Source organism: Paenibacillus sp. JMULE4 (assembly GCF_013337105.1).
Classification (GTDB): domain Bacteria; phylum Bacillota; class Bacilli; order Paenibacillales; family NBRC-103111; genus Paenibacillus_G; species Paenibacillus_G naphthalenovorans.
Genome location: NZ_SGWF01000015.1, coordinates 42,535 through 68,230, shown reverse-complemented (window position 1 = coordinate 68,230; position 25,696 = coordinate 42,535). Strand labels below are relative to the sequence as shown.

At 44.2% G+C, this 25,696-nt stretch carries 28 protein-coding genes; 24 read left to right on the top strand and 4 right to left on the bottom strand.

Features of this window, described 5'->3' with window-relative positions:
- Position 1: 1 nt before the first annotated feature.
- The 4 genes from EXW96_RS16485 to EXW96_RS16470 are packed head-to-tail and all read left to right on the top strand — an operon-like array spanning position 2 to position 3,150.
- Positions 2-193 (top strand): hypothetical protein, encoded by a 192-nt coding sequence (locus EXW96_RS16485; protein WP_054795919.1) that lies wholly within the window; start codon positions 2-4, stop codon positions 191-193.
- Positions 180-1,955, top strand: a complete 1,776-nt coding sequence (locus EXW96_RS16480) for a VirD4-like conjugal transfer protein, CD1115 family (RefSeq protein ID WP_054798835.1) — start codon at positions 180-182, stop codon at positions 1,953-1,955. Before EXW96_RS16485 ends, EXW96_RS16480 begins: the two co-directional genes overlap by 14 nt.
- Positions 1,952-2,251: a glutamyl-tRNA amidotransferase gene (locus EXW96_RS16475; protein WP_430016623.1), complete on the top strand. Its 300-nt coding sequence runs from the start codon at positions 1,952-1,954 to the stop codon at positions 2,249-2,251. Before EXW96_RS16480 ends, EXW96_RS16475 begins: the two co-directional genes overlap by 4 nt.
- Positions 2,252-2,310: 59 nt before the next feature.
- Positions 2,311-3,150, top strand: a complete 840-nt coding sequence (locus EXW96_RS16470; protein ID WP_127608049.1) for a VirB6/TrbL-like conjugal transfer protein, CD1112 family — start codon at positions 2,311-2,313, stop codon at positions 3,148-3,150.
- 7 nt (positions 3,151-3,157) lie between these two features.
- Here EXW96_RS16470 and EXW96_RS16465 read toward each other — a convergent pair whose 3' ends face one another.
- Positions 3,158-3,490, bottom strand: a complete 333-nt coding sequence (locus EXW96_RS16465; protein ID WP_127608048.1) for a helix-turn-helix domain-containing protein — start codon at positions 3,488-3,490, stop codon at positions 3,158-3,160.
- A gap of 157 nt (positions 3,491-3,647) precedes the next feature.
- Here EXW96_RS16465 and EXW96_RS16460 point away from each other — a divergent pair, with 157 nt between their 5' ends.
- From EXW96_RS16460 to EXW96_RS16420, 9 genes are all read left to right on the top strand, one after another.
- The gene (locus tag EXW96_RS16460) at positions 3,648-3,836 is read left to right on the top strand and encodes a hypothetical protein (RefSeq protein WP_054795922.1); all 189 of its coding nucleotides are present in this window, start codon (positions 3,648-3,650) and stop codon (positions 3,834-3,836) included.
- Positions 3,837-3,852: 16 nt separating this feature from the next.
- Positions 3,853-4,224, top strand: a complete 372-nt coding sequence (locus EXW96_RS16455) for a hypothetical protein (protein ID WP_127608047.1) — start codon at positions 3,853-3,855, stop codon at positions 4,222-4,224.
- Positions 4,208-4,558: a PrgI family protein gene (locus EXW96_RS16450; protein ID WP_127608046.1), complete on the top strand. Its 351-nt coding sequence runs from the start codon at positions 4,208-4,210 to the stop codon at positions 4,556-4,558. Before EXW96_RS16455 ends, EXW96_RS16450 begins: the two co-directional genes overlap by 17 nt.
- A 5-nt stretch (positions 4,559-4,563) precedes the next feature.
- Positions 4,564-6,891 (top strand): VirB4-like conjugal transfer ATPase, CD1110 family, encoded by a 2,328-nt coding sequence (locus EXW96_RS16445; protein WP_127608045.1) that lies wholly within the window; start codon positions 4,564-4,566, stop codon positions 6,889-6,891.
- Between the two features lie 160 nt (positions 6,892-7,051).
- Positions 7,052-7,312, top strand: coding sequence for a type II toxin-antitoxin system Phd/YefM family antitoxin (locus tag EXW96_RS16440; RefSeq protein ID WP_127608044.1), 261 nt, complete (start codon positions 7,052-7,054; stop codon positions 7,310-7,312).
- On the top strand, positions 7,305-7,613 hold the full coding sequence (locus EXW96_RS16435) for a type II toxin-antitoxin system RelE/ParE family toxin (RefSeq protein ID WP_054795924.1): 309 nt from the start codon (positions 7,305-7,307) through the stop codon (positions 7,611-7,613). The genes EXW96_RS16440 and EXW96_RS16435 overlap by 8 nt, the downstream gene beginning before the upstream one ends.
- A 326-nt stretch (positions 7,614-7,939) precedes the next feature.
- Positions 7,940-9,304, top strand: coding sequence for an ISNCY family transposase (locus EXW96_RS16430; protein WP_074730239.1), 1,365 nt, complete (start codon positions 7,940-7,942; stop codon positions 9,302-9,304).
- Between the two features lie 831 nt (positions 9,305-10,135).
- Positions 10,136-11,389, top strand: coding sequence for a cell wall-binding repeat-containing protein (locus tag EXW96_RS16425; RefSeq protein ID WP_054795925.1), 1,254 nt, complete (start codon positions 10,136-10,138; stop codon positions 11,387-11,389).
- A 72-nt stretch (positions 11,390-11,461) separates the two neighbouring features.
- Positions 11,462-11,872 (top strand): DUF302 domain-containing protein, encoded by a 411-nt coding sequence (locus EXW96_RS16420; protein ID WP_127608043.1) that lies wholly within the window; start codon positions 11,462-11,464, stop codon positions 11,870-11,872.
- 149 nt (positions 11,873-12,021) lie between these two features.
- Here the strand turns inward: EXW96_RS16420 and EXW96_RS16415 are convergent, their stop codons facing one another.
- Positions 12,022-12,528, bottom strand: coding sequence for a hypothetical protein (locus tag EXW96_RS16415; RefSeq protein WP_054820364.1), 507 nt, complete (start codon positions 12,526-12,528; stop codon positions 12,022-12,024).
- A 46-nt stretch (positions 12,529-12,574) separates the two neighbouring features.
- On the bottom strand, positions 12,575-13,444 hold the full coding sequence (locus tag EXW96_RS16410) for a transposase (RefSeq protein ID WP_254611176.1): 870 nt from the start codon (positions 13,442-13,444) through the stop codon (positions 12,575-12,577).
- A gap of 484 nt (positions 13,445-13,928) precedes the next feature.
- Here EXW96_RS16410 and EXW96_RS16405 point away from each other — a divergent pair, with 484 nt between their 5' ends.
- The 5 genes from EXW96_RS16405 to EXW96_RS16385 all read left to right on the top strand — a co-directional run bounded on the left by EXW96_RS16405 (position 13,929) and on the right by EXW96_RS16385 (position 19,020).
- Positions 13,929-14,267 carry a metal-sensitive transcriptional regulator gene (locus tag EXW96_RS16405; protein ID WP_372814415.1) on the top strand — a complete coding sequence of 113 codons (339 nt, stop codon included), beginning with the start codon at positions 13,929-13,931 and terminating at the stop codon, positions 14,265-14,267.
- A gap of 25 nt (positions 14,268-14,292) precedes the next feature.
- Positions 14,293-14,493: a copper chaperone CopZ gene (gene copZ / locus EXW96_RS16400; RefSeq protein ID WP_054798833.1), complete on the top strand. Its 201-nt coding sequence runs from the start codon at positions 14,293-14,295 to the stop codon at positions 14,491-14,493.
- A 96-nt stretch (positions 14,494-14,589) separates the two neighbouring features.
- Positions 14,590-17,019: a heavy metal translocating P-type ATPase gene (locus tag EXW96_RS16395; protein ID WP_127608042.1), complete on the top strand. Its 2,430-nt coding sequence runs from the start codon at positions 14,590-14,592 to the stop codon at positions 17,017-17,019.
- A gap of 47 nt (positions 17,020-17,066) precedes the next feature.
- Positions 17,067-17,690: an NAD(P)/FAD-dependent oxidoreductase gene (locus EXW96_RS16390; RefSeq protein ID WP_127608041.1), complete on the top strand. Its 624-nt coding sequence runs from the start codon at positions 17,067-17,069 to the stop codon at positions 17,688-17,690.
- A gap of 319 nt (positions 17,691-18,009) precedes the next feature.
- Positions 18,010-19,020, top strand: coding sequence for a D-alanyl-D-alanine carboxypeptidase family protein (locus EXW96_RS16385; protein ID WP_309225125.1), 1,011 nt, complete (start codon positions 18,010-18,012; stop codon positions 19,018-19,020).
- 240 nt (positions 19,021-19,260) lie between these two features.
- Here EXW96_RS16385 and EXW96_RS28775 read toward each other — a convergent pair whose 3' ends face one another.
- Positions 19,261-19,605, bottom strand: a complete 345-nt coding sequence (locus EXW96_RS28775) for a four-helix bundle copper-binding protein (protein WP_127608039.1) — start codon at positions 19,603-19,605, stop codon at positions 19,261-19,263.
- A 216-nt stretch (positions 19,606-19,821) separates the two neighbouring features.
- Here EXW96_RS28775 and EXW96_RS16375 point away from each other — a divergent pair, with 216 nt between their 5' ends.
- From EXW96_RS16375 to EXW96_RS16350, 6 genes are all read left to right on the top strand, one after another.
- Positions 19,822-20,253, top strand: coding sequence for a spermidine synthase family protein (locus EXW96_RS16375; protein ID WP_174350976.1), 432 nt, complete (start codon positions 19,822-19,824; stop codon positions 20,251-20,253).
- Positions 20,254-20,379: 126 nt separating this feature from the next.
- Positions 20,380-22,011, top strand: coding sequence for a spermine synthase (locus EXW96_RS16370; protein WP_174350975.1), 1,632 nt, complete (start codon positions 20,380-20,382; stop codon positions 22,009-22,011).
- Between the two features lie 104 nt (positions 22,012-22,115).
- Positions 22,116-22,940: a C39 family peptidase gene (locus EXW96_RS16365; RefSeq protein WP_127608037.1), complete on the top strand. Its 825-nt coding sequence runs from the start codon at positions 22,116-22,118 to the stop codon at positions 22,938-22,940.
- 18 nt (positions 22,941-22,958) lie between these two features.
- Entirely contained in the window at positions 22,959-23,651 is a 693-nt protein-coding gene (locus tag EXW96_RS16360; RefSeq protein ID WP_127608036.1) for a response regulator transcription factor, read from the top strand.
- Complete coding sequence (locus EXW96_RS16355; RefSeq protein WP_127608035.1) at positions 23,648-24,727, top strand: sensor histidine kinase; 1,080 nt, start codon at positions 23,648-23,650, stop codon at positions 24,725-24,727. The genes EXW96_RS16360 and EXW96_RS16355 overlap by 4 nt, the downstream gene beginning before the upstream one ends.
- A gap of 23 nt (positions 24,728-24,750) precedes the next feature.
- Entirely contained in the window at positions 24,751-25,650 is a 900-nt protein-coding gene (locus EXW96_RS16350) for a WD40/YVTN/BNR-like repeat-containing protein (RefSeq protein ID WP_127608034.1), read from the top strand.
- Positions 25,651-25,696 lie beyond the last annotated feature (46 nt).

The window sequence follows — 25,696 nt, the reverse complement described above, 5'->3', positions numbered from 1 at the left end:
CATGAAAACGGAAGAACGCATACTCAGTCTCGACCACTACGAGCATGGCATTGTCATCAACGCGTTGAATAAGCTGCGTAATGACTTGATAGGCGAGCGGCGGCCGACCGATGCGGTGGACGATCTGCTACTGAAAACGTTGGATGCGCCCTATCAAAGAATGAAACGCCGGAGTCGCCATGAAACGCGCTAAAGCCGCAAGGAGTCAACTTGTACTCGTTGCGGTTTTTTTTATTCCCGTCATATGGGTGGCGCTGCTCGTCGCCCCGGCGTTATCTGGGGGATTGCCTGCAATCCTGCTTCATCTAAGCGAGGCGAATCCCTTTCAACTCCAGTGGGTTGAGGATTCAATCCGAAGCCTGCTCGTCTGTACGCTGGCTTATGGGCTGGCGGTTGGCGCGTATCTGGCTTCGCCGCGTAATTATCGTCGCCGCGAAGAACATGGCAGCGCCAAGTGGGGCAAGGCGAAACCGATCAACGCCAAATACCAGAGCAAGCAAGCGGAGCAAAACAAAATATTGACGCAGCACGTGCGCATCGGTCTAGATGGACGCAAGCACCGCCGTAATCTGAATGTTCTCGTCGTAGGGGGTTCCGGTTCCGGCAAAACGCGGTTTTATGCGAAGCCGAACGTGATGCAGGCGCACACCTCATATGTCGTACTTGATCCGAAAGGCGAAATATTGCGTGACACCGGTCATTTGCTTCAGACGAAAGGGTATGACATTAAAGTGTTGGATTTGATTCATCCGCACCGTTCCCACGGCTATAACGCTTTCTCCTATTTGCAGGATGATAAGGATGTGCTAAAGCTGGTCACCAATCTGATTCGCAACACGACGCCCAAAAACAGCAATACGAACGATCCCTTTTGGGAACGTTCTGAAACCGCCTTGCTGGAAGCGCTCATGCTGTACTTGCTCTATGAAGCGCCGCCGGAGGAGCAGAACTTCCCGATGATTATGGAAATGATTGCTGCTGCCGAGGTTCGGGAAGAAGACGAAACGTACCAAAGCCCGCTAGATGAATTGTTCGAGCGGCTTGCCATGCGCGACCCGGAACATCTCGCCGTCAAGCAATACAACATCTTCAAGCTGGCTGCGGGCAAGACAGCCAAATCCATTCTGATCGGACTTGGCGTGCGATTGGAAAAATTCAATTTGCACAGCATTGCCGGAATGAGCCTGGTCGATGAAATGGACTTGCCACGTATCGGCACCCGGAAGACGGCGCTATTTGCCGTCATCCCCGACAACGACAGCAGTTTCAATTTTATCGTGGGCATGCTGTACACGCAGCTTTTTCAATGCCTCATGTACGAAGCGGACTACCGTTACGGCGGCCGTCTACCAGTGCATGTGCATTTTGTCATGGACGAGTTCGCGAATGTCGCCCTGCCCGATGAGTTCGACAAGCTGCTCTCAACGATCCGCAGTCGGGAAATATCGGTGTCTATCATTTTGCAAAACTTGGCACAGCTTAAAGTGTTGTACAAGGACGCATGGGAATCCATCGTCGGCAACTGCGATCTGTTCCTGTATCTGGGCGGCAATGAACAATCCACGCACAAGTATGTGTCGGAGCTACTTGGCAAAGAAACTATTGATACGAACACCTACGGCCAAAGTAAAGGACGCAGCGGCAGCTATTCCATCAACTACCAGCAGTCTGGCCGGGAATTGCTTACCCCTGATGAAGTGCGACTCCTTGATAATCGTTATGCGCTGCTGTTTATTCGTGGGGAACGACCGGTGCTTGATGACAAATACGAGGTACTGCGCCATCCTCATATCGCGCTGACGACAGACGGCGCAGGTCAGGCGTACCAGCACGGCGGTACGGAGCATGCGCTCGATTGGAGGACGGTGCAATTGGATGAGAACGGTGAATATGAGCTTTTGTCAGAGGAAGAACTGGAGGCATTATTTTTACATGAAGGGATGGATCGCGTTTGAAACGTAAAACGAAATGGCTGATTGCTTTCTACATGATGACGGTGCTGTTCGGGACGATGCTAGTTTCCACCGCCTATGCCCAAAGCGACCCGATGACGACAGTCAACAACTTGTCCAATTTTATCTTCGGGTTGATTCGCGCGGTCGGCATGATTATTTTGGGGTTTGGCGTTGTGCAGATCGGCTTGTCGCTCAAGTCGCATGACCCTTCGCAGCGAGCGAATGGTTTTTTAACCTTGGCCGGGGGCGTCATCATCACGTTTACCAAAGAGATTTTGGACCTGATCACAGGTTAAGCCATGGAGGATGAGGAATGAGCCGACGCCCGTTCCTCCCTCGACAGAAGGGTGAGCGTATGTCGAAAAACAGTTGGATTGCAGATAATTTGGAGAATGCTCTAGATACCTGGGAGCAGAAAATGAATGAAATCTGGCACCTTGTTACCCAGTCACCAGTCGATTTCAAGGGGGGCACCATTTGGCGCATCATCACGGATATTCACGGCGCGTTACAGGCAACGGGACTGGCGCTGCTGGTTTTATTTTTTGTCGTCGGTGTGATGAAAACAGCGGGTAATTTTGCCGAACTGAAGCGGCCGGAGCTGGCGGTCAAGTTATTTGTCCGATTTGTGCTGGCCAAGGCAGTTGTCACCTATGGTTTGGAACTGATGATGGCTCTGTTTACGATTGTGCAGGGCATCATCTCGACGATGATGTCCCGTTCGGGGTTTGGTGCGGTGGATGGCATGTCGCTGCCGGACACGATTACCCAGGCGATCGAAGATGTCGGGTTTTGGCAAAGCATACCACTCTGGGTCGTCTCTTTGCTGGGCAGCCTGTTTATTACCGTTCTGTCCTTCATCATGATTCTTTCTGTGTACGGGCGTTTTTTTCGGATTTATCTGTATACAGCGATTGCTCCGGTTCCGCTCGCCTCATTCGCTGGCGAGCCGAGCCAGAGTATCGGCAAATCATTTTTGAAAGGATATGCAGCCGCCTGTATGGAAGGGGCGATCATCGTGCTGGCGTGCATCATCTACGCGGCGTTTGCCAGCGCGCCCCCGGCTGTCGAAGCTGGCTCTGGCGCGGTCACGATGGTATGGACGTACATCGGAGAACTCATTTTTAACATGCTGGTCTTGGTCGGCACGGTGAAGATGGCCGACCGGGTCGTTCGGGAGATGATGGGTTTATAGGCGGGAATTATTGGATGGCGGTCAGAAACAGCTTCAGCAGCGCCAGCGAGTCTTTGCGCTGTTTGTCTGTGCATTGCTGGAGCGCGGCCATAATCAGCTCAATTTCATTGGAAGGTTCAGCGTAAACGTTTTGTAGCAGCAAATCATTCGGAGACAGTTTCAGCACATGACAGATGCTGAGCATCGTTTCTATCGACATGCCGGCTTTCCCCCGCTCAATGTCCGCGCAAAACCGGGGAACACGCCCGATCTGCTCGGCCAGTTGCTCGCGTGACATGCCCCATGCTTCTCTCCGTTTGCGTATCCGCTGGCCTACTATTTTTTTATCGTAAACGTGCATCGCTTGTCATCTCTTTCCGAATAGGAGTTCATAGTTCCTATTATGGACAAGCACAGAATTGACTTACATGAGTTTTGAAATTACTATCAGGGGGGGCTAAAAACTCATATCCAGATATGTTAATCGGTAGCCCATCTGAAAACAAGGCGGTGGAAGAATGAGCAATCTATTGCGTAAATTGGAGAAAGAACGACAGGAGCTGAACAAGCTAGGCGAGCAGTCATTGAAGCAATCCATTCGATTATCCGACAACCAGGAATTGCAGGAGCAAAGTCGCAAAGTGGATGAATTGCTCGTTCGTTATGAGCGTACCCGACGCAAACGGCATCGGAGACATGGTAGATGAGAGGTGTGGGCAAACGATGAAATTTCCGCCATGGTTCAGAGAAGCGATTCAAAAACGGCTAGACAATGTATCCGATCTTATTGAAAATCACTCCGAACTTAGCCGCATTCGGGAAAACGAAAGAAAAGCATTTGAACGCTTATTCGCGGGCATGGACATCGGGCGCATGCCGGAATTTGCGGGTTGGGAAGATTGTCAGCACCTCAAGCAAGCAATTATGAATGAATGGCTATATCTGCAAGGTCTGAAAGATGGCATACAGCTTGCGTCCGCGTTATCGAGTCATCTTCATCCGTTCGATGAGCAGGGCTTCGCCAACATAGATAGTCGCCAGCCCGATGCACGGGCGGCAGATTCGGGAGGTCCTACACATGGAAGTCAAAATTAACCGGGAAATCCGGGAATATACCGAGAGCTTGTTTTTTGGACTGTCCTTGCGGCAGTTCTTTTTTTCAGTATTGGCCGTTCTGGTGGCAATTGGCTTGTACTTTGCTTTGCGAGACCGCTTCGGCGTGGAGACGCTCAGTTGGATGTGCATTCTGGGAGCCGCCCCCTGCGCCGCGCTCGGGTTTATTCACTACCACGGCATGACGGCAGAGCAGCTTCTGTGGACGTATGTAAAATCCGAATTTCTCATGCCCAAACGGCTGGTTTATCGCGCGACGAACATTTACTACGAGGTGCTGCATAAGTATGTCCAGCAGCGTGAGCAAGGAGAGTGAAGCTCGTGATTAAAACGCTTAAACGAATTATCAAGCAAGACAAGGAACGGTTCGCCATTCCGAAGGGTGTCCAGCAAGTCATCCCGATTCGTGCCATCTGGCCGGATGGGATTTTTTTTGTGGGCAACAAGTTTTCTAAGTCGTACCGATTTGAAGACATGAACTACGCTGTCGCCTCCAGAGAAGACAAGGAAGCAATGTTCCTAGCCTATTGCGAACTGCTTAATTCTCTCGATAGCGGCGCGACGACGAAAATCACGATTCATAACCGACGTTTAAATCGGCTGGACGTGGAAGACACCTTGCTGATCCCCCATCGTCAGGACGGACTTGATGGATACCGCGAGGAATACAACCAGATGTTGCTCGACAAGGCGATGGGCGCAAACGGCACTTTTCAGGAAAAATATATTACGGTATCTGTGGTCAAAAGAAATGTGGAGGATGCCCGTCAGTATTTCGCCAGAATCGGTTCGGAACTGATGGCGCATTTCTCGCGTCTTGGTTCCGCATGCGTGGAACTGGATGCGATAGATCGCCTGCGCATGCTCCATGATTTTTTTCGAATTGGCGAGGAGGCTGACTATCACTTTGACTTGTCCGCTACCATGCGCAAGGGACATGACTTCAAGGATTACATCAGTCCGGATACGTTTGAGTTCGAACGGGATTACTTTCGGATGGGACGCTACTTTGGCCGTGTCGTTTTTCTACGGGAATACGCGAGCTACATCAAGGACAGCATGGTGGCTGAATTATGCGACCTAAACCGGAACTTGCTGCTATCTCTTGATGTGATACCGATTCCGACCGATGAGGCCGTCCGCGAAGTGGAAAACCGGCTGCTCGGCGTGGAGACGAATATAACGAATTGGCAGCGGCGGCAAAACAACAATAATAATTTCTCTGCCGTTGTTCCTTATGATATGGAGCAACAACGCAAGGAAAGCAAGGAGTTTCTGGACGATCTGACGACACGCGACCAGCGCATGATGTTCGGACTGCTGACAATGGTGCATATTGCGGAGAGCAAGGAGCAGTTGGACAACGATACCGAAGCCCTGTTGACAACTGCTCGCAAGCATCTATGCCAGTTAGCACCGCTGACCTTTCAGCAAATGGACGGACTCAATACGGTGCTTCCGTATGGATTGCGCAAGGTACATGCGTTGCGAACTTTGACGACGGAAAGCACTGCCGTTTTCATTCCATTCCGGGCACAGGAGGTCATCCATCCCGGCGGTATGTATTACGGCCAAAATGTCATCAGTAAGAATATGATTATGGCCAACCGCAAGCAACTGTTAAACGGGAACAGTTTCATTCTGGGGGTATCCGGCTCAGGTAAAAGTTTTACGGCAAAGCGTGAGATAGTCAATCTGGTGCTAGCAGGCGATGACGACGTGATCCTGATTGACCCTGAGCGTGAATATTCTGCGCTGGTGGAAGCACTGGGCGGCGAAACGGTCCATATTTCCGCAACCTCGCCGAATCATATTAATGCCATGGATATCAATCGGCAGTACGGCGACGGGGCCAATCCAATCATCCTCAAGTCGGAGTTTGTTCTGTCGCTGTGCGAACAACTGATGGGCGGCTATCCCCTTGGCGCAAAGGAGAAGTCGTTGATCGACCGCTGCACCGCAAAAGTGTATCGAACTTATTTGCAAAGCAATTTCAAAGGCGACCCGCCTACTTTGCAACATTTTCACGCTGAACTGCTCAAGCAATCTGAACCAGAAGCGCAAGACATTGCTCTGGCGATTGAGTTGTTTACTTCCGGCAGTCTGAATACGTTCGCAAAGCCTACTAATGTTAATGTCTATAACCGGCTCATTTGCTATGATATTCTTGACTTGGGAAAGCAGCTGCTCCCGATTGGCATGTTAGTCGTACTGGATAGTATCCTGAATCGGATTACACAAAACCGGGCAAAGGGAAAAAATACGTTTATCATTATCGACGAGATTTATCTGTTGTTCCAGCATGAATATAGCGCCAACTTTCTTTTCACGCTTTGGAAGCGTGTCCGAAAGTATGGCGCCTTTTGTACGGGAATTACGCAAAACGTGGACGATTTGCTGCAAAGCCATACGGCACGTACCATGTTAGCAAATAGTGAATTTATCGTCATGTTGAATCAGGCAAGCACCGATCGGATGGAGCTTGCCGAGTTGCTTAATATTTCAGACCTGCAACTCTCATACATCACGAATGTAGACGCCGGAAATGGACTTATGAAGGTAGGCAGTTCCCTTGTTCCATTTACCGACAAATTCCCGCGGAATACGAAACTGTATCGCCTAATGACGACAAAGCCCGGGGAGGGATAACAAAACAGCAGTAAGCGGTTGGTCGCCATTAGATCCATCCGCTTACTATTTTATAAAGATGGTGACAGATAGTAGGGATGATTAATAAGATGATTAGTAAGATCATTGAATGTAGGGGATATTTATGGTACAATAAGGCCACGAAAAGGAGCTGGATGTTATGCCTAAAATAATCCCAATTCGCGATTTGAAAAATACGAGTGAAATTTCTCAAATGTGTCAAGAATCTGATGAGCCTATTTTTATTACCAAGAACGGATATGGAGACATGGTTCTCATGAGCATGAAAACGTATGAGGAAAAGATGTTTATGCTTGATGTCTACGAAAAGCTGAATGCAGCTGAAAAACAATTGGCGGAAGAAAAAGTTCTTGATGGCGAATCTTCATTAAAAAGCATAAGAGAAAAATACGATGTATAGATTGATTGTCACAGAACTTGCTCATCAGGATTTAGATAATATTGTTTCATACATTGCAGTTCAGCTGGCAAATCCAACAGCTGCTTCTGATTTCCTTGACGAGGTTGATAAGTGTTATGCTCATCTAAGAAATAACCCTGTAATGTATCCTAAGTGTCAAGATAATCGATTGGAGAAGGAAGGTTATCGAAAGGCGGTTATAAAGAATTATATTCTTGTCTATAAAGTGGACGAAGGCGCAGAAAAGGTAGTTATTTTACGCTTCTTTTATGGAGCACAAGACTATAATAAATTAATATAGAAACATAATATAATCGAAAGCAACTCTTATCTAGGTTGCTTTTTTCTATGCTTTATATATAAATAACAATGCAGTTACCAAGGAAATACGAAATAAGAGATTTTTCAACTGAATCATTCTATAAAGATCGAGATAGATGGAAGAAGCAACTAATTAGTTTCCCCTGAAAAAGTCAGGGTGTTTTGAGCATAATTAAAAGGAATTCAGCACCTCAAAATGGAAATTGTTATTGTCGAGATAACAAAGTTCCACACCCCGAGGGAAGAATTCCTTTGCTATAGGAGTTCAACAGAAGCCCTCGGGAATCCTTCCAAGAGGTGAAGAAAATGTTGAAACTTCGAGACGAGCAATTGACCATCTGGGATGCCATTCTCCCGGAATCTGTTAGAAAGTTGCCGGTCGAGCTTGCAATCATAGATCAATTACTGGACGACGACCGTTTTCTTCAACCGTTTACTGAGTTGCACCCGAAAGGCAAGAAAAGCGGCCGTCCTACGCTTGCAATTGAAAAGTACATCCGTCTTATGGTCCTGAAGCATAAATACAATTTGGGCTACGAGTCACTCGTGAAGGAAGTCGGTGACAGCATCACATGGCGAATGTTCTGCCGGTTTGCCATCGACGAACCGATGCCCGACCCGTCTACGCTCATCTATGCCCGCAAACGCTACGGCGACAAGATCGTCGAAGACATCAATGCCGCACTCGTAAAGCAGTGTGAGGAAAAAGCCGTTCTGAAAACCCGCAAATTGCGCACGGATACGACGGTTGTGGAATCCGATATCCATCACCCGACAGACGCTACGCTGTTGCAAGATGGCGTAAAAGTCATCACTCGAACGATTCAGAAAATCCGGAAAGTCGCCTCCCACACTGTTCAAGGCTTTGAAGATCGTACGGCAGAAATCAAGGAAAAGATTCTGTCCATCGCGAAAGTTCTACGTCGCCGCACCCGTGAATCTTGGGAAGAAGTTGACCGGATCACTGGGAGCGTAATCGAAGTAGCCGAGAACGTTGTGAACAAGGCGCAAACCGTTATCGAGAAACTGCAAGACAAGGGCAAAGCTGCTCTTCGACAAAGTAAAACCAAACTGACCGAGGCGGTCACGCTAACCGGCAAGTTGTTGGAACAAGCCAAACAGGTCGTTTCCGGCAATCGAATCATCGCAGATCGGATCGTCAGTTTCTTTGACCCGGAAGCAAGACCGATTAAGAAAGGTAAGCTGGCCAAAGGAACTGAGTTCGGCTACAAGGTGCGAATCGACGAGACGGAAAGCGGCTTTGTGACCGGCTACGCTGTCTACGAGGGGAACCCCTCGGATGATGAACTGCTCGTTCCCGCTGTACAGGCGCATATCAAGCAATTCGGCAAAGCGCCGCAAGCTGTAGCGACCGACCGCGGTTTCTCAAGCAAGAAGAACGAAACGGCCATTACCGAACTTGGTGTGAAGCGAGCTAGCTTGCCGCGAAAGGGCAAAAAAGGCATTGCCCGATCCGAGTACGAAAACGAATTATGGTTCAAAGACTTGCAGCGTTACCGTGCAGCTGGAGAAGCGAAGATTAGTCTTCTCAAGCGGAAGTACGGTTTGAACCGCAGCAGGTATCGGGGCTTTGTCGGCTCAAAATGCTGGGTCGGCTTCGGGATTCTGACCCACAACCTGCAAAGAGCGGCAAAAATGCTCCAAAACTAACATGGAAACCGATCATTAGGGAAAGTTCCCCCTCACAACCCAGCCAGCAACCCGAAACTATTTTTGAAAATCGACTTTTTCAGGAGCAACTAATTAGGAACAACATACCAATGTAGAATAACCCCTGGCCAACGGCTAGGGGTAACACATTCCTATATAGGCACAGATAAATGGTCAACTTTTTGGGAGTTCAGTTCTCGTTCAAAGTCTTCGCAAACCTCGCTATACACGGATCTCTCCATCATGCTTATCATACATTATGCAACGGTGTCGTTACTAGGCACGTGCGCTTTTTCCCCGGCAAGTTTTGAAAATTTCTTCTCCTGTTTCGAGTAATTAGTTTTTTGTTGCTCAAGATAAAGTTTCATTTTTAAATGCCAATCCACCTTTTTTGTCGGCAACAATCTTCATGATTGAGGGTGTAGGCACCGCATTGTGTAATAGGTGAAGTTATTGCATACCTCCCTTAGGGGCGAATTCGTGATGTTTGCATCACGTATAACAGTCTATGCTAGATAGCATAACATGAACACGGCATGTGCCCAAAATATGATACGAAACCTGAATTCAACAAAGTATGGAAAGATGTATAAATCAAATGGCAAGTTTGATTTATCGTACGCAAAGTAGACATTTTACGCTGTAACCGATTGTTCGTGACCTCATACAGTAGCTTTACTTGTAAATCAAGACTAATTGGGGCGTAAATTCCCCAGAAACAAATGGATAAGACTTTCAGCCGTTTGGAAATAATATACGGGAAGCCGCAAAGGCAGAAGTTTGAAGTACATCTAAAAGTTACAGATGAAAATCCAAGATGGAGGATTTCGCATGAATAAGCGTTTAAAGATCAATATCCTTTTCTTCGCAGTAATATTGACATTAACTGCATGCACACCGGGAGCTACACAAGGCCAACAAACACAAAAAGGTCAAGTAAACGTCGATCAACAGAAAAACAAAGCGTCAGAGCCTCCTTGGATCGCTTCTAAAAATACAACACGTATTAACAACAGTGATCCTTTTCAAACGGCCGTATTGGTGTCCAAAACGGTTTGGATGGCGACAAACGAAAAGAACCAGCCCGGTGGTGTTATTCTGGCCAACCCAGAAGATTGGCAATCCGCACTAGTAAGTGCAGATTTAATTCATCATCCGAATAATGGCCCCGTATTATTTGTGAATAAGAATAATGTGCCAGAGATTACGAAAAATGAATTAAAAAGGCTCAATCCTGTAGGATCGACTTTGAATAACGGAACACAAGTTATTTTGGTCGGAAATCTGGATCAAAATGTTGAGCAGGAAATCAAAGGAATGGGCTTTAAAATAGATTGGATTAAGGGTGAAGGTCCCGCAGCTATCGCTAAAACAGTAGATGATTATTATGCAAGAATTTCACAGGGCTATCCACAATCTGTAATTATAGGCTCTCTGGATAGCCAAGAATATTCACTGCCGGCAATTAACTGGATTGCACACATGCCTGAGCCGCTACTGTATGTAACAAAGGATGAGATTCCAACGGATACAATAGAAGCATTAAAGCTTAGAAATGGAAAGGCATCTATTTATTTATTGGGACCAAAGAGCATTATATCCGAAAATGTTGAAAAACAATTAGGACAGTACGGAAAGGTCGTTCGGATCTCTGGAAACGACCCTTATGAAAATGCCGTTGCATTTGCTAAATATAAAGACCCCGAGACCGGATTTGGATGGGGAATCACTTCACCGGGACATAACTTTTCGTTTATTAGTCTGAATACAGCATCATTGGCTCTCGCAGCAGCGCCTTTCTCACATCTGGGCAAACATGCTCCTATTCTTTGGACTGATAAGGAGAAGATGCCGGACACTGTCATGGATTACATGATGACGGTTCAACCCAAATATAAGAAATCTCCAACGGAAGGGCCGTATAACCATTCTTGGTTAGTCGGCGATGAACAATCGTTGAATAGGGCTGCACAAGGAGAAATTGACGATATGCTGGAGATCATTTCTTCCACAGGCGAAGGACATGGGCAACATGAGGGAAATTCTAAAAACGGCATGTCGGAAATGCCGGCTATGGGTCATTAGATGTTAAATAAAAGGACTTACTTGCGATTGTCTTCATCGCGGGCGAGTTGAACAGGGAAAAGAGGAAAAGTCATGTTCCATTACACTGTTAAGACAGCAAAAACGCCTAAAGAAGCAATTTCAGCCCTTACTGAAAACCTAAAGGAAGAAAAATTCGGTGTCCTCTGGCAATTAGATATGCAGGAAAAACTTCATGAGAAAGGTGTTGATTTTGACAATACTTATCATATTCTTGAAGTATGCAATCCAAATGAAGCCAAACGTGTGCTTTCAGAAAATGCTTTGGTTGGTTATTTCCTCCCATGTAAGCTTGCCGTTTATGAAGAGAGCGGGAGTACCCGGATCGGCTTGCCGAAGCCTACGGCTTTAATCGGACTTGTAGAGAACGATGAACTGATGGCTATCGCTTCAGATATCGAGAAGCGGCTTATAGCCTGCGTGGAAAAAAAGCCGTTAATCCGCGATATCCAAAGGACGTTGTGATTAACGCCTCTGGTCTGAAAATATCATTAGCTATAAGGTACGTCTAGACACTGCCTCCGGGTATGTGTCATTTTTCATTGAAATTTAGTGTTTTTGGTATGAGAAAAATGGACTTAAAAAAAACTACGGCGGCATGAATAACATACATGTTATTTGAGCCATTGGTTTTCTAAATTTTTAAGATAATTTTGTGGATCGCGTTTAAACCGTTTGCGCATAACACTATCGCTCAACCGGTTATTCCATTTTTCTTTCTGTTTCTTGTAGCTTGTGTAGTCGACCATCCTTAAACGGGCGATTAGGTTTTCCTGTTTAAGTCCATCATCAACGAGCACAACCATCTCACCATTCCGTAAGATGTATTCGTTCCAGTTGCGTAGCCCGGTCATCCGACGGTGTCGTGTCTTCGTAGCTCGGAAGAAGCGTTCCAGATCGTTGTTCGTTCTTGGCACATGATAATGATCGTAGCAAGTGAAGAGTCCCTTCCAGAATCCCTTGCTGTAACTAAGGAGATTGTTAACCATTTCCAGATCATTCTCTTCGGTATAGGAAAGCCGAACCCAATCCAACAGCTTTGTCATTTCCCATTCAACTGTCTTGCTTGTCTTATCCATGCTGGGTTCAAGGATTTCTGCAATGTGACGGATTGGCTTCATCCAGCGAGCGACTTTCTCGTATTGTTGCTGAAGGGAATCGACTTTACTAAATATTCTGAAAACGTTTTGAAGTAGGGTGGCCCCCTTTTTTATCCAAGCATTTTTGAAGGGACGCTTGAATGGCTTGGGCCTGTTCATAGATACGCATACCGGGTAAATCTAATGGAGGATTTCCGTCTTCCAAGAGCAATGCACGTACGGCAGCAACGTAACCCTTCGCGATGCTTGCTTCTTGTGAATCCGACTGTTCGATTTTCCGCTCGACTTCACGAATGCCGCGCATGCTTTTCTTGAGCTCGGTCTTTAACTTTCGATCGACATCAACAACCGGTTTCGCGATGTCTTTTAAATAATGGTACTGGCAATATTGATAAGGCACATCGGGCAAAAGCGTCTCCATCGCTAGACGAATGGATTGCTGTCCATCACTAACAATACCGACGATCGGATAGCCTTGCTCGATGATCGGTTGGATGAGCGTTTGTAACTCGGCAGATGAACCACTTTTCATGTTTTTTGCTATTAAGACAGTACCGCTGAATACTTCACGAATTACATAAAGTGTCTCATTGCCTTTCTCTGGCTGGACGCCATCCATAGACAAGATAATACCGCCGTTTTGTTCTGTGACTTCAGCCAGCACTTTCTTCGTATGTTCAGTAAGACTAGCAGCAAGCAATGTTTGATACCGTTCATACAGATTTTGTGCGCTCCGTTCGGATGTCTGAACACCTCTCGCGTTCAATTCATCCGCAATCTCCTTGCGGGTCATATGCCGTTTGAAGCGAAGTTCACCAACTAGGCAAACAACGTCGAAGCCGTAAGGAGAATGCTTCATGCTTATTGCTTCTGCTTCCGCCGATTTGTAGTATACACCTGGCTTCGGGCAATCTGGATTTTCGCAATGGTAGGCCATGCTCCAAACGTGAACGACTTCTTTCAATGTGGCGATTTTCTTATTCCATGCTGTATGTGAACGACGTAATTTCTGTTGGCAGTGAGGACAATTCTTATGTTCAGGTCTAAAGTATATTCTCCGTTGTGGACGCAGACGGTTTTTGGAAAGCAATGCGGGTCAACTCCTTTGGAAATTTTGACCGTAATTACTTCGACAAACCGTTAGGAAGATCCTGTTAGTTATTCATGCCGCCGTAGAAAAAAAACTACTGTTCGAAAAAATAGTGACATAAGGGACGGATTAATGAACTGGATGATGGATGGTATGTTCGGAATGTGAATCGTCATGTTTATTGGAATGGCTTTGATTATTGCGGTATCCGGATTTACTGTCTATATCGTTATTAGAAAATTGCTTCAGCGCAAACACCCGAATTTGCGGATAATAATGATTGACAATTACCATAGGGGGGTATACTATAAATACAAGGAGGTGCAATTTAGTGGAAATCATACAAACTGGGGTTACAGATGTTCAAGAACATTGTTGTTCGAGTTTAGATGAACGGAAAAGTCATCATTCCAGTAAAACGAAAGCTGCACTAACAGCTCGATTAAATCGGATTGAAGGACAGGTCCGAGGTATAAAAGGGTTAATCGAAAAGGATACTTATTGTGATGATGTTTTGAATCAAATTGCCGCGGTTCAATCCGCTCTGAACGGCGTAGGAAAACTGTTATTGGCCGAACATTTAAAAAGCTGTGTTGTGGAACGAATACAAGATGGTGAAGTCGAGGTTATTGAAGAACTATTGAAAACAATGAATACTTTAATGAAGTAAATTTCAAATAAAGGAGACCCGTAACATGCAAAATCAAACATTGAAAGTGGAAGGCATGTCTTGCAATCATTGTGTAAATTCTATTGAAGGAGCACTGCGAAATATTGGGGTAACCGCAAAAGTTGATCTAAAAAATGGTACAGTTCAGGTTCAGTATGATGAAAATAACGTTAATCTTGAGAAAATCAAACATGAAATTGAAGAGCAAGGCTATGATGTGGTTTGAAATTTAACGAAGTAGTCACTCGCATCGAGTGACTATTTTCCATCATTTTTTACTCAAAATTATACCCCCCATGGGTACATGAAAAGGTGACTACAGATGGAATCCAATCAAATCGAATTGAAGCAAAGTTCCCTGCAAATTACTGGTATGACCTGCGCCGCGTGTGCGAATCGTATTGAAAAAGGCTTGAATAAGTTGGAAGGGGTTAAAGAGGCCAATGTTAATTTCGCGATGGAGCGGGCGACGATAACGTACGATCCTACAGTAATGGATCTTTCAAAAATGGAACAAAGCATACAAAAACTGGGGTACGGGACGGCAAAGGAAACAATCGACCTGCAGCTTAGTGGTATGACGTGCGCAGCCTGTGCAAACAAGATTGAAAAATCGCTTAACAAGCTGCCGGGTGTTACGAATGCAACTGTCAACTTTGCGATGGAAACAGCTCATGTGGAATATAGCCCGACGGAAGTTACTGTCGCCGATATGCAGAACCAAGTAGAAAAACTAGGTTATAAAGCAATGCCAAAACAAGCTCAAAGTAATTTGGAGGAACATCGGCATCAAGAGATAATACATCAAAAGCGTAAGCTATTCATTTCAGTCCTATTAAGTTTGCCGTTGTTGTGGTCGATGGTTAGCCACTTTTCATTCACATCGTGGATCTGGATGCCTGAATTATTTATGAATCCGTGGTTCCAATTGGCACTTGCCACCCCAGTCCAGTTTTATATCGGAAAGCAGTTTTATGTGGGTGCCTTTAAGGCTTTACGTAACAAAAGCGCCAATATGGATGTGCTTATTGCACTAGGAACGTCTGCAGCCTATTTCTATAGTTTGTATTTATCGATTGTGTGGGCATCATCTGCGGATGCTGCACATCATGGACCGGATCTGTATTTTGAGACAAGCGCCGTATTGATTACATTGGTTGTTCTCGGAAAACTATTCGAATCTCAGGCGAAGGGACGAACGTCCGAAGCGATCAAAAAACTTATGGGCTTACAAGCCAAAACCGCGCTAGTCGTGCGCGATGGACAGGAACTGACCATTCCGGTTGAAGAAGTAGTGACCGGAGATATCGTACTTGTGAAGCCGGGTGAGAAAGTTCCCGTAGATGGAGAAGTGGTCGAGGGAACGTCATCCGTAGATGAATCGATGTTAACCGGAGAGAGTATTCCCGTAGAGAAAAACGTAGGCGACTTTGTCATTGGAGCGACCGTTAACAAGAACGGAAGATTGAGAGTAAAGGCAACAAAAGTCGGTAAGGAAACAGCGCTGGCTCAAATAATTAAAGTTGTGGAAGAAGCACAAGGTTCGAAAGCGCCGATCCAACGGGTAGCGGATCGCATCTCCGGCATCTTTGTACCGATTGTAGTCGCCATTGCGGTTTTAGCCTTTGGGGTTTGGTACTTCATTGTAACACCAGGCGATTTTGCCAGTGCATTGGAAAAATCGATAGCTATCCTTGTTATCGCTTGTCCGTGTGCGTTAGGTCTTGCAACGCCAACCTCAATTATGGCGGGCTCCGGTCGTGCAGCAGAGATGGGCGTTCTGTTCAAAGGCGGAGAACATTTGGAATCGACGCATAAAATCGAGGCGATCATCTTGGACAAAACCGGCACGATTACAAAAGGTGAGCCGGAATTGACCGATGTATGGGTCGATAATATGGAGGAATCGGATTTCCTGCGCCTAGTCGGTGCAGCTGAGAAGAGTTCGGAACACCCGCTTGCGGAGGCGATCGTGTCAGGTGTTAAGGGGAGAGGTCTGGAACTTCCCGAAGCTAGCGAGTTTGAAGCCGTCCCGGGATACGGCATCCGCGCTGTTGTAGAAGGAAAGGTGATCTTGGCCGGTACCCGCCGTTTAATGGCCAAGTATGGCGTAACTGCGGAGCAGGCGTTCGATCAGATGTCGAAGTTAGAGCAGGAAGGGAAAACAGCGATGCTTATTGCGATCGATCAACAATATGCCGGAATAGTAGCCGTGGCTGATACGATTAAAGAGACTTCAAAAACGGCTGTTGATCGCCTCAAGCGGATGGGACTAGAAGTAATCATGATTACGGGGGACAACGAGCGGACGGCTCGGGCCATTGCATCGCAAGTCGGTATTGATAATGTGTTGGCCGAAGTGTTGCCAGCGGGAAAAGCGGAAGAGGTCAAGAAATTACAGTCGCAAGGCAAAAAGGTGGCGATGGTTGGCGACGGTATCAACGACGCTCCAGCCCTGGCACTGGCGGATATCGGGATGGCGATCGGTACTGGAACCGATGTAGCCATGGAAGCAGCTGATGTAACATTGATGCGTGGTGATTTAAATAGTATACCTGATGCGATATTTATGAGCCGTAAGACAATGCGGAACATTAGGCAGAATTTATTCTGGGCTCTTGCTTATAACTCCGCTGGAATCCCGATTGCGGCAATTGGCTTGTTGGCGCCATGGGTGGCTGGAGCGGCAATGGCGTTCAGTTCCGTTTCCGTAGTGTTAAATGCATTGAGATTGCAGAGAGTGAAAATTTAAGTTTGAACTAAGCTTCATATATATTGAAAAGGGAGAGTGAAAATCAAATGGCTTTTCAGAAATTTGCCGTAACACCTGGGTTTGGAGTGGGTGGTACAATATTTAAGCCTAACCAGCTTGCATTGCTAGGTTCCATCGTAGGGGAAGATGCCCAGATTGAAATGACGACATTCAAGCAGCTTTATGTGGCATTGCAAGAAGAACGTGTGCAAGAAGTGCAGAAACAATTGCAGGAAGCAGGCTTGGAGATTCACCCTGCAGGCTTTTATTCGAAAAGTTTAATTGCATGCAATTTTTGCAGAGGAGCAGAGGATGCAGGGTTGGATGTAGCCGAAACACTCGATAAGGCAATTGTCGGTCATCCAGTTCCCAGTCCATTGAAGATTGGTTATGCAGGTTGTGCGCTCGGTACGAGCGAGCCTTTACTAAAAGACATTGCTATCGTGAAAATGAAAGATAGATATGATCTCTATGTTGGTGGCGATGCCAAAGGTTTGAAGGCGCGGCTTGCGCAGTTGTTAGTACCTGGCCTTAGAGCAGAACAGCTTATTCCTGCAGTCACCCGATTGATTACAGACTTTCAGCAGAACGGAAAAAAGAAAGAGACCTACGCCAGATATGCGGAACGTATATCGCTGGAAAAATTACGAGAAGTTGCTGAAGCAGCTTAATATTTCAGAGGGGACTACTAGTGAAAGAACAGTATAAGGTTGGTGCTGAGCGGTATTTTAGGAAAATCCAATTTAGTTATATCTTATAATCGCTGTATAAATAAAGTAAATGGATGCCAAGGAAATAGTATAGCAGTCCGAAGTTATTTTAACTTTGTACTGCTATACTGTAATTCTTAGATAAAAACTAAAGCGATATGCATTTTCAAAATATTACAAAGGATATTTCAAGGATCTTAAGATCTTGACATTGCACTTTTTAATACACTACAATAAGTAGTGTATTTTTTCAATTCCGTTCATGAAAAGGAAAAGTTCAGTGAAAACATTCTATCATTTTTTTCTTCTATTCGTCTCGTTCATATTCGTTTTTCAAAATACGGTATATGCAACGAAAGATGATCAGCATTTTTCGCTCAACAGCGAAGCTGCTATCTTAATTGACGGAGCAACAGGCACCATATTGTATGAAAAAGAAAGTAATCGCTTAATGTATCCCGCAAGTATCACGAAAATCGTAACAGGGATAATAGCTATAGAAGAGGGCAATTTGGACGATATTGTAACCGTTAGCGAAACAGCTAGAAATGTTATTGGTACGAGAGTTTATTTACTTGAAGGGGAACAGGTTACATTATTAAAACTTGTCCAAGGACTGCTTATTAATTCAGGCAATGATGCGGGAACAGCGATTGCGGAATATTTTGATGGAAGTGAAGCCCAATTTGCAGAACGTATGAATCAATTTGTCAGGGATACGGTTGGAGTTAAGAACACAAATTTTCAAAACCCGCATGGGCTATTTGATGAAAAACATCAAACAACTGCTTATGATATGGCAATTATTACGCAATACGCGATGAAAAACCCGATATTTCGTTCCATCGTTGGAACAAAGGAAATGGAGTGGATCGGGAAAGGATGGGAAACAACACTCTATAATCATAACAAACTACTATGGCGATACGAAGGAACAACAGGTGTAAAAAACGGATATGTGAGTCAGTCCGGAAACACGTTGGTTGCCTCTGTCAAGAGAGGGAATTCAGAATGGATTGCCGTTACCTTGAAAGCCGATTCGTCAGAATTAGCTTACGGTGATATGGTAAAATTGTTCGACTATGGATTTGAACATTTTCAAACCAATAAGATTACTTTAAATCCCTCAGCATTTGAGTCTTATATCGACCGTTTTGTAATCCCGGAACAATTAATCTTTACAAGCGATAAAGACGAAAAATTTGATATCCAGATCGATGATTCTGCTTTCCTAATCGTTGTTTTGAACTTTGACGGAAAAAAAATATTCAAAAGAATTGGAAATCAATAATAATAAAGAACTTAAACGAGATAATACGGAAGATCCTTCAATTGAAAAAAAGGCAGCATCATCCCCATTCAGCACCAGTATAACATTTATGTTTATGTTAATTCTTACGGTCGTTATTCTAATCTTAAGGAAAAAGAGAAAGCAAAAAAAATTATCTAAACAAATTTTCGAAAATTAGAGAAAAATCCAAATAAAAAAAGAGGGATAACTGAAAGGGGGACAACCGTCCCCCTATCTCAGTCAAGCTGCCATTTTTCTGCATTCTTCAGCGCATTTTCTGCAAAGTTCGGCGCAGTGTTGGCAGTGTTCGTCTTTAAACTTCGCACATTCCGCCGCACAAGCATCACAAATGCTTGCGCAGATATTACAGATTTGTTTGGCATAGGGACTGTTACGTGACATGAATTGAGATGAGATTGAGCAAATATCTGCACAATCCCGCAGCAACTGAATGCATTGAATTCTTGCCTGCACATCCGGTTCATTCAAACACGCGGTTAGGCAATGTTCACAAGCTTGTACGCAGGCATTACATGTGTCGATACAAGATTGGTGATGCTGTGCAGTATGCGTTGTGACTGGCATGGAATAACACTCCTCCTTATATCGTTGGTTACTTCTTGATGTATAATTCCCAAATGATACATCTATATTCGTGAGGGCAGAGAACCATCTTCCTTTCATTTAATTAATCCGGAAAGATATTATAAAAACATCACCCCTTGCTTGGTTTTAAGGTCATCACGATTTGACCAAACTGTTAATATTAACAGGATTACCTTATGAAGGGGAACTATGTCATTGAAGCGAAGCGATCGTAAAGATATGCTGATTACATTTTCATCGGCTTTTGCTTTTTTAGTATATGAAGTATTCCTCTCCCGTTTTTTTTCGGTGATACTGGATTATAACTTCGTCTTTTTAACGATTTCCCTGGCAACATTAGGAATCGGTCTTGGCGGGTTTTTAGCCTACAAATCTTCAGGATTCGTCTTTAGAAACCGCAATGAATGGTTAGGGCTATTTGCTATCCTGTTGATTATTTCAGTTTTAACAATATATGTGCTTCCTTATCAGAATATATGGTTCTATTCGGCTGTAGCACTTTTACCTTTTTTCGCGGGTGGTTCGTTGCTTGCCGCAATCATGCAGGGGCAACGTGAAAATATTCGGACGATATATTTTTTCGATTTAGCCGGTGCCGGAATTGGTGCGGTATTTCTATATGGTTAATGGATGTACTAGGTCCGATCGAAATGGTCAGTCTAATATCAGCGGCGCTAGTGTTCATTAGTTTTGTTTGCAGCGTCAAAACCGCTGCAAACCCATTAAAATATATATATAACGGGTCTTGCTATCTTGATTTTCAACTTAGTTCAACCTTTTACTAACTTTCTTCCATTTCGTGCTTACCAAACGAGCCCGGCAAATTTGTTTTTAGGTGAAAAAGACACTCACATTGTTTATTCGGATTGGAATTCATTTTCTCGCACAGATGTATACGACGCGGGAGATGGGCAATTGTTATATATCACGATCGATGGCGGAGCAGTATCGCCAATTTCGAAATATACAGGCGATTTGCAGCAGGTCGATTATTTGCGATGGACAACGAGTTTTCTTGCTTTTCAAGATGTTACAAAAGAACGGGTCTTAATTATTGGTGCTGGCGGGGGACAAGAAGTCCTGACTGCAAAAATGGCCGGTTTTGAGCAGATTGAGGCAGTCGATATCAATCCAGGAAGTTTTCGGGCTGTTGAGGCAATGTCATCTTTTTCAGGCAATGTATTTAAACAGCCTGGCGTTAGGGAAATCGTGTCCGATGGCCGTAACTATATCCGGCAAACCCAAAATCAGTATGACTTAATTTACTTATCGTTGGTAAAAAAGGAGTCAGAAAACGCTTTGGGTATGACCTTAACAGAAAACTATATGTTTACAGTTGAAGCGGTAGGAGAATATCTAAAGAAGTTAAAGCCGGGCGGAAGACTTGCCTTTCTGCTTCATAACGAAATGGAATTGGCGAAGGTTATGACTGCTGTTGAAAAATCCCTTAAAAGCGAAGGGGTTACCAACAATCGAATAAGTGATCACATTGCAGTGATTGGTACGTTTCAGCATCTTGGACACGAGGTTTGGGGTATGGGGGGAAGCGTGATAACACGGCCTCTGTTGATCATTAACAAGCGGCCGATTTCGTTAATGTTAGCCAACCGTTTAAAATCGGAAACGGAGAGCATACAGCAAATTCCGATTCACATTCCTCATGTAAATGATCAATACTCTTCGTTAAGTAAGTTATTAGCCGATCAGAAAGTCAACTTGGCTGCGAATAGCGACGATATGCCGTTCTTTTATAACAAAACAGGAAAAATCCCCTATTCGTTTATTTGGATCGTAGTTCTGACATTTTTGTTCGTATTTGTCTTTGCTAGAATAACGAAAAACGGATACGGAGGGACCGCCTATTTTTCAGGTATTGCCATCGGTTTTATTATCATTGAAACAACGCTTGTGCAACGGCTTATTTTACCGTTAGGCCATCCTACGTTGTCTTTTGTATTGGTTCTGGGTATTTTACTGATTGCCGGTGGAATCGGGAGTTTGTTATCCGGGATATGGTTCAATGGACAAACGAAACGATTTGTCCCTTTACTGATAATAACAATTCTTGCGATAGGAGTGAATTCGGGAATTACTTGGTACAATGAGCAAATGTTTTATTTGCCTTTGATTTATCGAATAGCAGTTGCAGCGATATTGTTATTCCCGCTGGGCTTTTTTATGGGTATGCCCTTTCCTTATGGTTTAACTCAAGTTTCGGAACGGCAGACGGCGGTAAGTTGGGCGATAAACGGATTGATGACAGTAGCCGGTTCCCTTCTTTCCGTAATGATTTCCATGACAATGGGATTTACCGTTGCAATGATGATCGGGGCCGCTGTTTACGGATTGCTATACATTGTGCATCCGAAATTGGTTTATAAATAAGTGAGAACAGGTAGTTACAATTATCCAAATATATACTACAATATGTAGTGTATTAAATTTTTAAATTTATTATGAGTGGTTGTACAACGGGAGAGGCAGAAAGTATGTTGAAAACTCTGAAGTACATATTTGCAACAATATTAGTCATCGGCCTTGTTATGACAAGCGCGTTCTTTACGTTGTTATTGTATTTAAAGATAACTGATCAGGAGTTTTTGATAGGTTCTAATCCCGATGACATGCGACAATCCGTCGCTATCTTAACTGAAAATAAAGATGATTATAATGAAAGTGATAATGTTGATCAGAAAAAAGAAAAGCTCGAATCGGCCTTTATTGACGCACCTGTCGTTCTTCAGTTACCCGAACTTTATAACGGATGTGAAATTGCAACATTAACGATGATGTTCAATTTTTACGGCATCGATAAAAGTAAAATGGATTTGCTTCCCGAACTAAAACAGGATCCTACGCCTATTGAGTATAATAAAGACGGAAGCATCCGCTATTGGGGAAACCCGAATTTAGGTTTTGTAGGAGATATAACAGGCAAGAAAAAAGGATACGGTATTTATCACACGGCATTATTTGAATTACTTATCAAATATATTCCAACCGGAATTGATTTTACCGGAAAAGACTTTGATGAACTGGAGCAACAAGTATCTGACGGTTTTCCGGTTCTGGTTTGGACAACCGTTTCATACACGAAGCCGTCTGAAAAGCAATGGATGGTGTGGGATTCCCCACTTGGGCCGATCCGGACGACGTTTCAAGAGCATACGGTGCTCTTGGTCGGTTACGACAATGATCATGTGTTTATAAACGACCCGCGAAAAAATCAAAAAGGAATTAAAGTCGATAAGAAACAATTTATTGAGAGTTGGGAAGCCTTAGGAAAACAGGCGCTATCCTACAGAGTAGATTAATTGCGAGGATGATAGGGTATGAAGAGCATTTTAATAGTCGATGATGAGGAAAAAATCCGCGATGTCATTAGTTCTTATTTGGTAAAGGAGGGGTACAACGTCGTTGAGGCGGGAACGGGTATAGAAGCCTTATCGTTTATCGAATCAACGGCAATCGACTTGGTCATACTGGATTTGATGCTTCCGGATATTCCTGGAGAAGAAGTATGCCAAAAAATTCGTCAGCAAAGCTCCGTTCCCATTCTTATGCTTACCGCAAAGGTTTCAGAAAATAATCGGATACAAGGTCTTTCGCTTGGTGCAGATGATTATTTGATTAAGCCTTTTGATGTTCGAGAGTTGGTTGCCAGGGTTAGGGCAATCCTTCGACGTTCCGATGACAGTTATTTACTTGCTGATCGCGTCTCTTTTAACGATGGCGAGCTTATTATCGATGTTTTACGCCATGAGGTATATTTAAATGGAGCTCCGATTGTGTTAACTCCGAACGAATATAAACTGCTGATGGTTTTAGCCCGACATCCTCAAAGACATTTTACAAGAGAAGAATTGGTGGAAAAAGTGTATGGTTTTGATTATGCGGGGGATGTTCGGTCCATTGATCAGCATGTTAAAAATTTACGTCAAAAAATTGAGCCGGATCCTAAAAAACCGGAATATATCGTTACCCTTTACGGTGTTGGGTATCGCTTTATGGGTGGTACTAGATGAGAAAAACCGGATTGCGTGCCCGCCTTTCCTTCATTTTTATTTTTACGGTGGCAGCCATACTCGTATTCGTTAGTATAAGTCTTATATTTGAGACGCATTATCACTTCTTGATGTATCAGAACCAGTCGATGGGAATGACTCACGATTTTTCTCAGCTTATTTATCATTTAGAACAAGCATTGATTCAATCCATCGTTTGGACATTTTTGGTAGCGCTTCTTTTGACCATCGGTATTAGCTTATATATAGCGAAACGAGTATCTGCGCCGCTGATCACAATGAAACATGTTGCGGAAAAAATGACACATGGACATTTAGAATCAAGGTCAAACATTAAAGGAAATGACGAGTTGGCGGATCTGGGAGCCTCATTAAATCGACTTGCAGAACAATTGCAAAATCAGGAACATTTGCGCAAAATAATGACTCAAGATATTGCACATGAATTGCGTACTCCGCTTGCAACGTTAAAAAGTCACATGCAAGCATTCCAAGATGGAGTTTGGCAACCGACACCGTCGCGGATTCAAGCCTGTTATGAAGAAATCGAGCGATTAATTCGTTTGGTTGCTGATTTGGAGCAACTCACACATATAGAATCCTCCCAATTTCGATTATCTTTGAAACAAGAAGACATAAGTAAGTTGATCCAACATGGAGTAAGCGTGGTATCAGCTGCCTACATGCAAAAAAATGTTCAACTCATAGTCAAAAGTGCTCCCTCAATCATCATACAGGTTGACAAGGAACGTCTTATTCAAGTTCTTGTTAATCTGTTAAGCAATGCTTTGGAATTTACCCCGGAAAATAGATATGTGGAAATAAAAGCGACGGATAAGGGGGAAAGTGTTCTTATCACTGTGAGTGATACTGGATCAGGTATTTCGCCTAAAGATTTGCCATATGTTTTCGAACGGTTTTATCGGGGGGACAAATCGCGAAATCGAAAATCCGGGGGTGGAGGTATTGGTCTTACAATCGTGAAAAAAATAGTCGAAGCCCACCATGGATCGGTATGGATTGAAAGCAACCATGGAACTATTGTTTATATTCAACTTCCTAAAAATTTGGATTAGTAACTGAAGGAGAAGAGATAAATATGGCCAGTAAGAAAAAAGGATCTTCTTTGAGTATAGGGTGGGTATTTTCGATCGTTATGATTGGAATTTTAGGCGTGGCTGTCTGGGGAATCATAAATAGGACAAGCTCAGCGGACGAGTTAAAACCCGGCTCGGCAACGCATCCTCATGTCTTTAGCTATTCTGCAGATGAATCAACTGTCTGGTTAGGAACGCATACAGGTGTTTATGAATATAACAACGGGAAATGGTTACGCACATTACAACCTTTGCAAAGTAACGACGTAATGGGACTGGAAATCGATCCAACAAATCCGGAAAAAATGATAGTTTCCGGTCATGGTTTTGTTAAGCGATCATTAGACGGTGGAAAGACTTGGGATGTGGCCGAAGACGGGCTACCGAATAAACAAAAACCAAATGAACCGGATGCGCACCTTTTGGCCATGGATACAAATAACCCTGAGCATCTTTATACAATGCTTGCTGGTCCAGGAGACAATCTGTATGAATCCAACAACGGTGGGAATACCTGGACGAAGGTAGGTGTTATTCCTCAAGCTGCATATTCTATAGCAATTGCACCCGGTCAATCTTCATCCATTATTGCCGGCACAGAAAGCGGGCTGTACCGTTACGATATAATGGATAACAATATAAAAGAGACGAAGATCGGTAATGAGCCGACATTTCAAATTTTTATTACGCCAACCGGGGAAATCATTACTATGAATGAAAGCAGATTTCAAAGATCGAACGACTTAACAACTTGGAAGCCAATGCTAGTCGATTTGAATGGAGAAATGCCGCTTGGGATCAAAGGTTCGAAGAAAGACGCCAACCGTCTGTTAATTGTGACTGAAAGGTATTCGGTATATGAAAGTAAAGACGGTGGTGAGAGCTGGGCGAAAACAAAATAACAACCTGCAAAAAACAGCCTGATTTTACGCTAATTTAAGGCGTAAG

Coding starts and splice junctions, on each gene's coding strand:
- EXW96_RS16485 (WP_054795919.1), top strand. CDS start 2: ATGAAAACGGAAGAACGCATACTCAGTCTCGACCACTACGAGCATGGC.
- EXW96_RS16480 (WP_054798835.1), top strand. CDS start 180: ATGAAACGCGCTAAAGCCGCAAGGAGTCAACTTGTACTCGTTGCGGTT.
- EXW96_RS16470 (WP_127608049.1), top strand. CDS start 2,311: ATGTCGAAAAACAGTTGGATTGCAGATAATTTGGAGAATGCTCTAGAT.
- EXW96_RS16465 (WP_127608048.1), bottom strand. CDS start 3,490: ATGCACGTTTACGATAAAAAAATAGTAGGCCAGCGGATACGCAAACGG.
- EXW96_RS16460 (WP_054795922.1), top strand. CDS start 3,648: ATGAGCAATCTATTGCGTAAATTGGAGAAAGAACGACAGGAGCTGAAC.
- EXW96_RS16455 (WP_127608047.1), top strand. CDS start 3,853: ATGAAATTTCCGCCATGGTTCAGAGAAGCGATTCAAAAACGGCTAGAC.
- EXW96_RS16450 (WP_127608046.1), top strand. CDS start 4,208: ATGGAAGTCAAAATTAACCGGGAAATCCGGGAATATACCGAGAGCTTG.
- EXW96_RS16440 (WP_127608044.1), top strand. CDS start 7,052: ATGCCTAAAATAATCCCAATTCGCGATTTGAAAAATACGAGTGAAATT.
- EXW96_RS16435 (WP_054795924.1), top strand. CDS start 7,305: ATGTATAGATTGATTGTCACAGAACTTGCTCATCAGGATTTAGATAAT.
- EXW96_RS16430 (WP_074730239.1), top strand. CDS start 7,940: ATGTTGAAACTTCGAGACGAGCAATTGACCATCTGGGATGCCATTCTC.
- EXW96_RS16425 (WP_054795925.1), top strand. CDS start 10,136: ATGAATAAGCGTTTAAAGATCAATATCCTTTTCTTCGCAGTAATATTG.
- EXW96_RS16420 (WP_127608043.1), top strand. CDS start 11,462: ATGTTCCATTACACTGTTAAGACAGCAAAAACGCCTAAAGAAGCAATT.
- EXW96_RS16415 (WP_054820364.1), bottom strand. CDS start 12,528: ATGAAGCCAATCCGTCACATTGCAGAAATCCTTGAACCCAGCATGGAT.
- EXW96_RS16410 (WP_254611176.1), bottom strand. CDS start 13,444: ATGGCCTACCATTGCGAAAATCCAGATTGCCCGAAGCCAGGTGTATAC.
- copZ (WP_054798833.1), top strand. CDS start 14,293: ATGCAAAATCAAACATTGAAAGTGGAAGGCATGTCTTGCAATCATTGT.
- EXW96_RS16395 (WP_127608042.1), top strand. CDS start 14,590: ATGGAATCCAATCAAATCGAATTGAAGCAAAGTTCCCTGCAAATTACT.
- EXW96_RS16390 (WP_127608041.1), top strand. CDS start 17,067: ATGGCTTTTCAGAAATTTGCCGTAACACCTGGGTTTGGAGTGGGTGGT.
- EXW96_RS28775 (WP_127608039.1), bottom strand. CDS start 19,605: ATGCCAGTCACAACGCATACTGCACAGCATCACCAATCTTGTATCGAC.
- EXW96_RS16365 (WP_127608037.1), top strand. CDS start 22,116: ATGTTGAAAACTCTGAAGTACATATTTGCAACAATATTAGTCATCGGC.
- EXW96_RS16360 (WP_127608036.1), top strand. CDS start 22,959: ATGAAGAGCATTTTAATAGTCGATGATGAGGAAAAAATCCGCGATGTC.
- EXW96_RS16355 (WP_127608035.1), top strand. CDS start 23,648: ATGAGAAAAACCGGATTGCGTGCCCGCCTTTCCTTCATTTTTATTTTT.
- EXW96_RS16350 (WP_127608034.1), top strand. CDS start 24,751: ATGGCCAGTAAGAAAAAAGGATCTTCTTTGAGTATAGGGTGGGTATTT.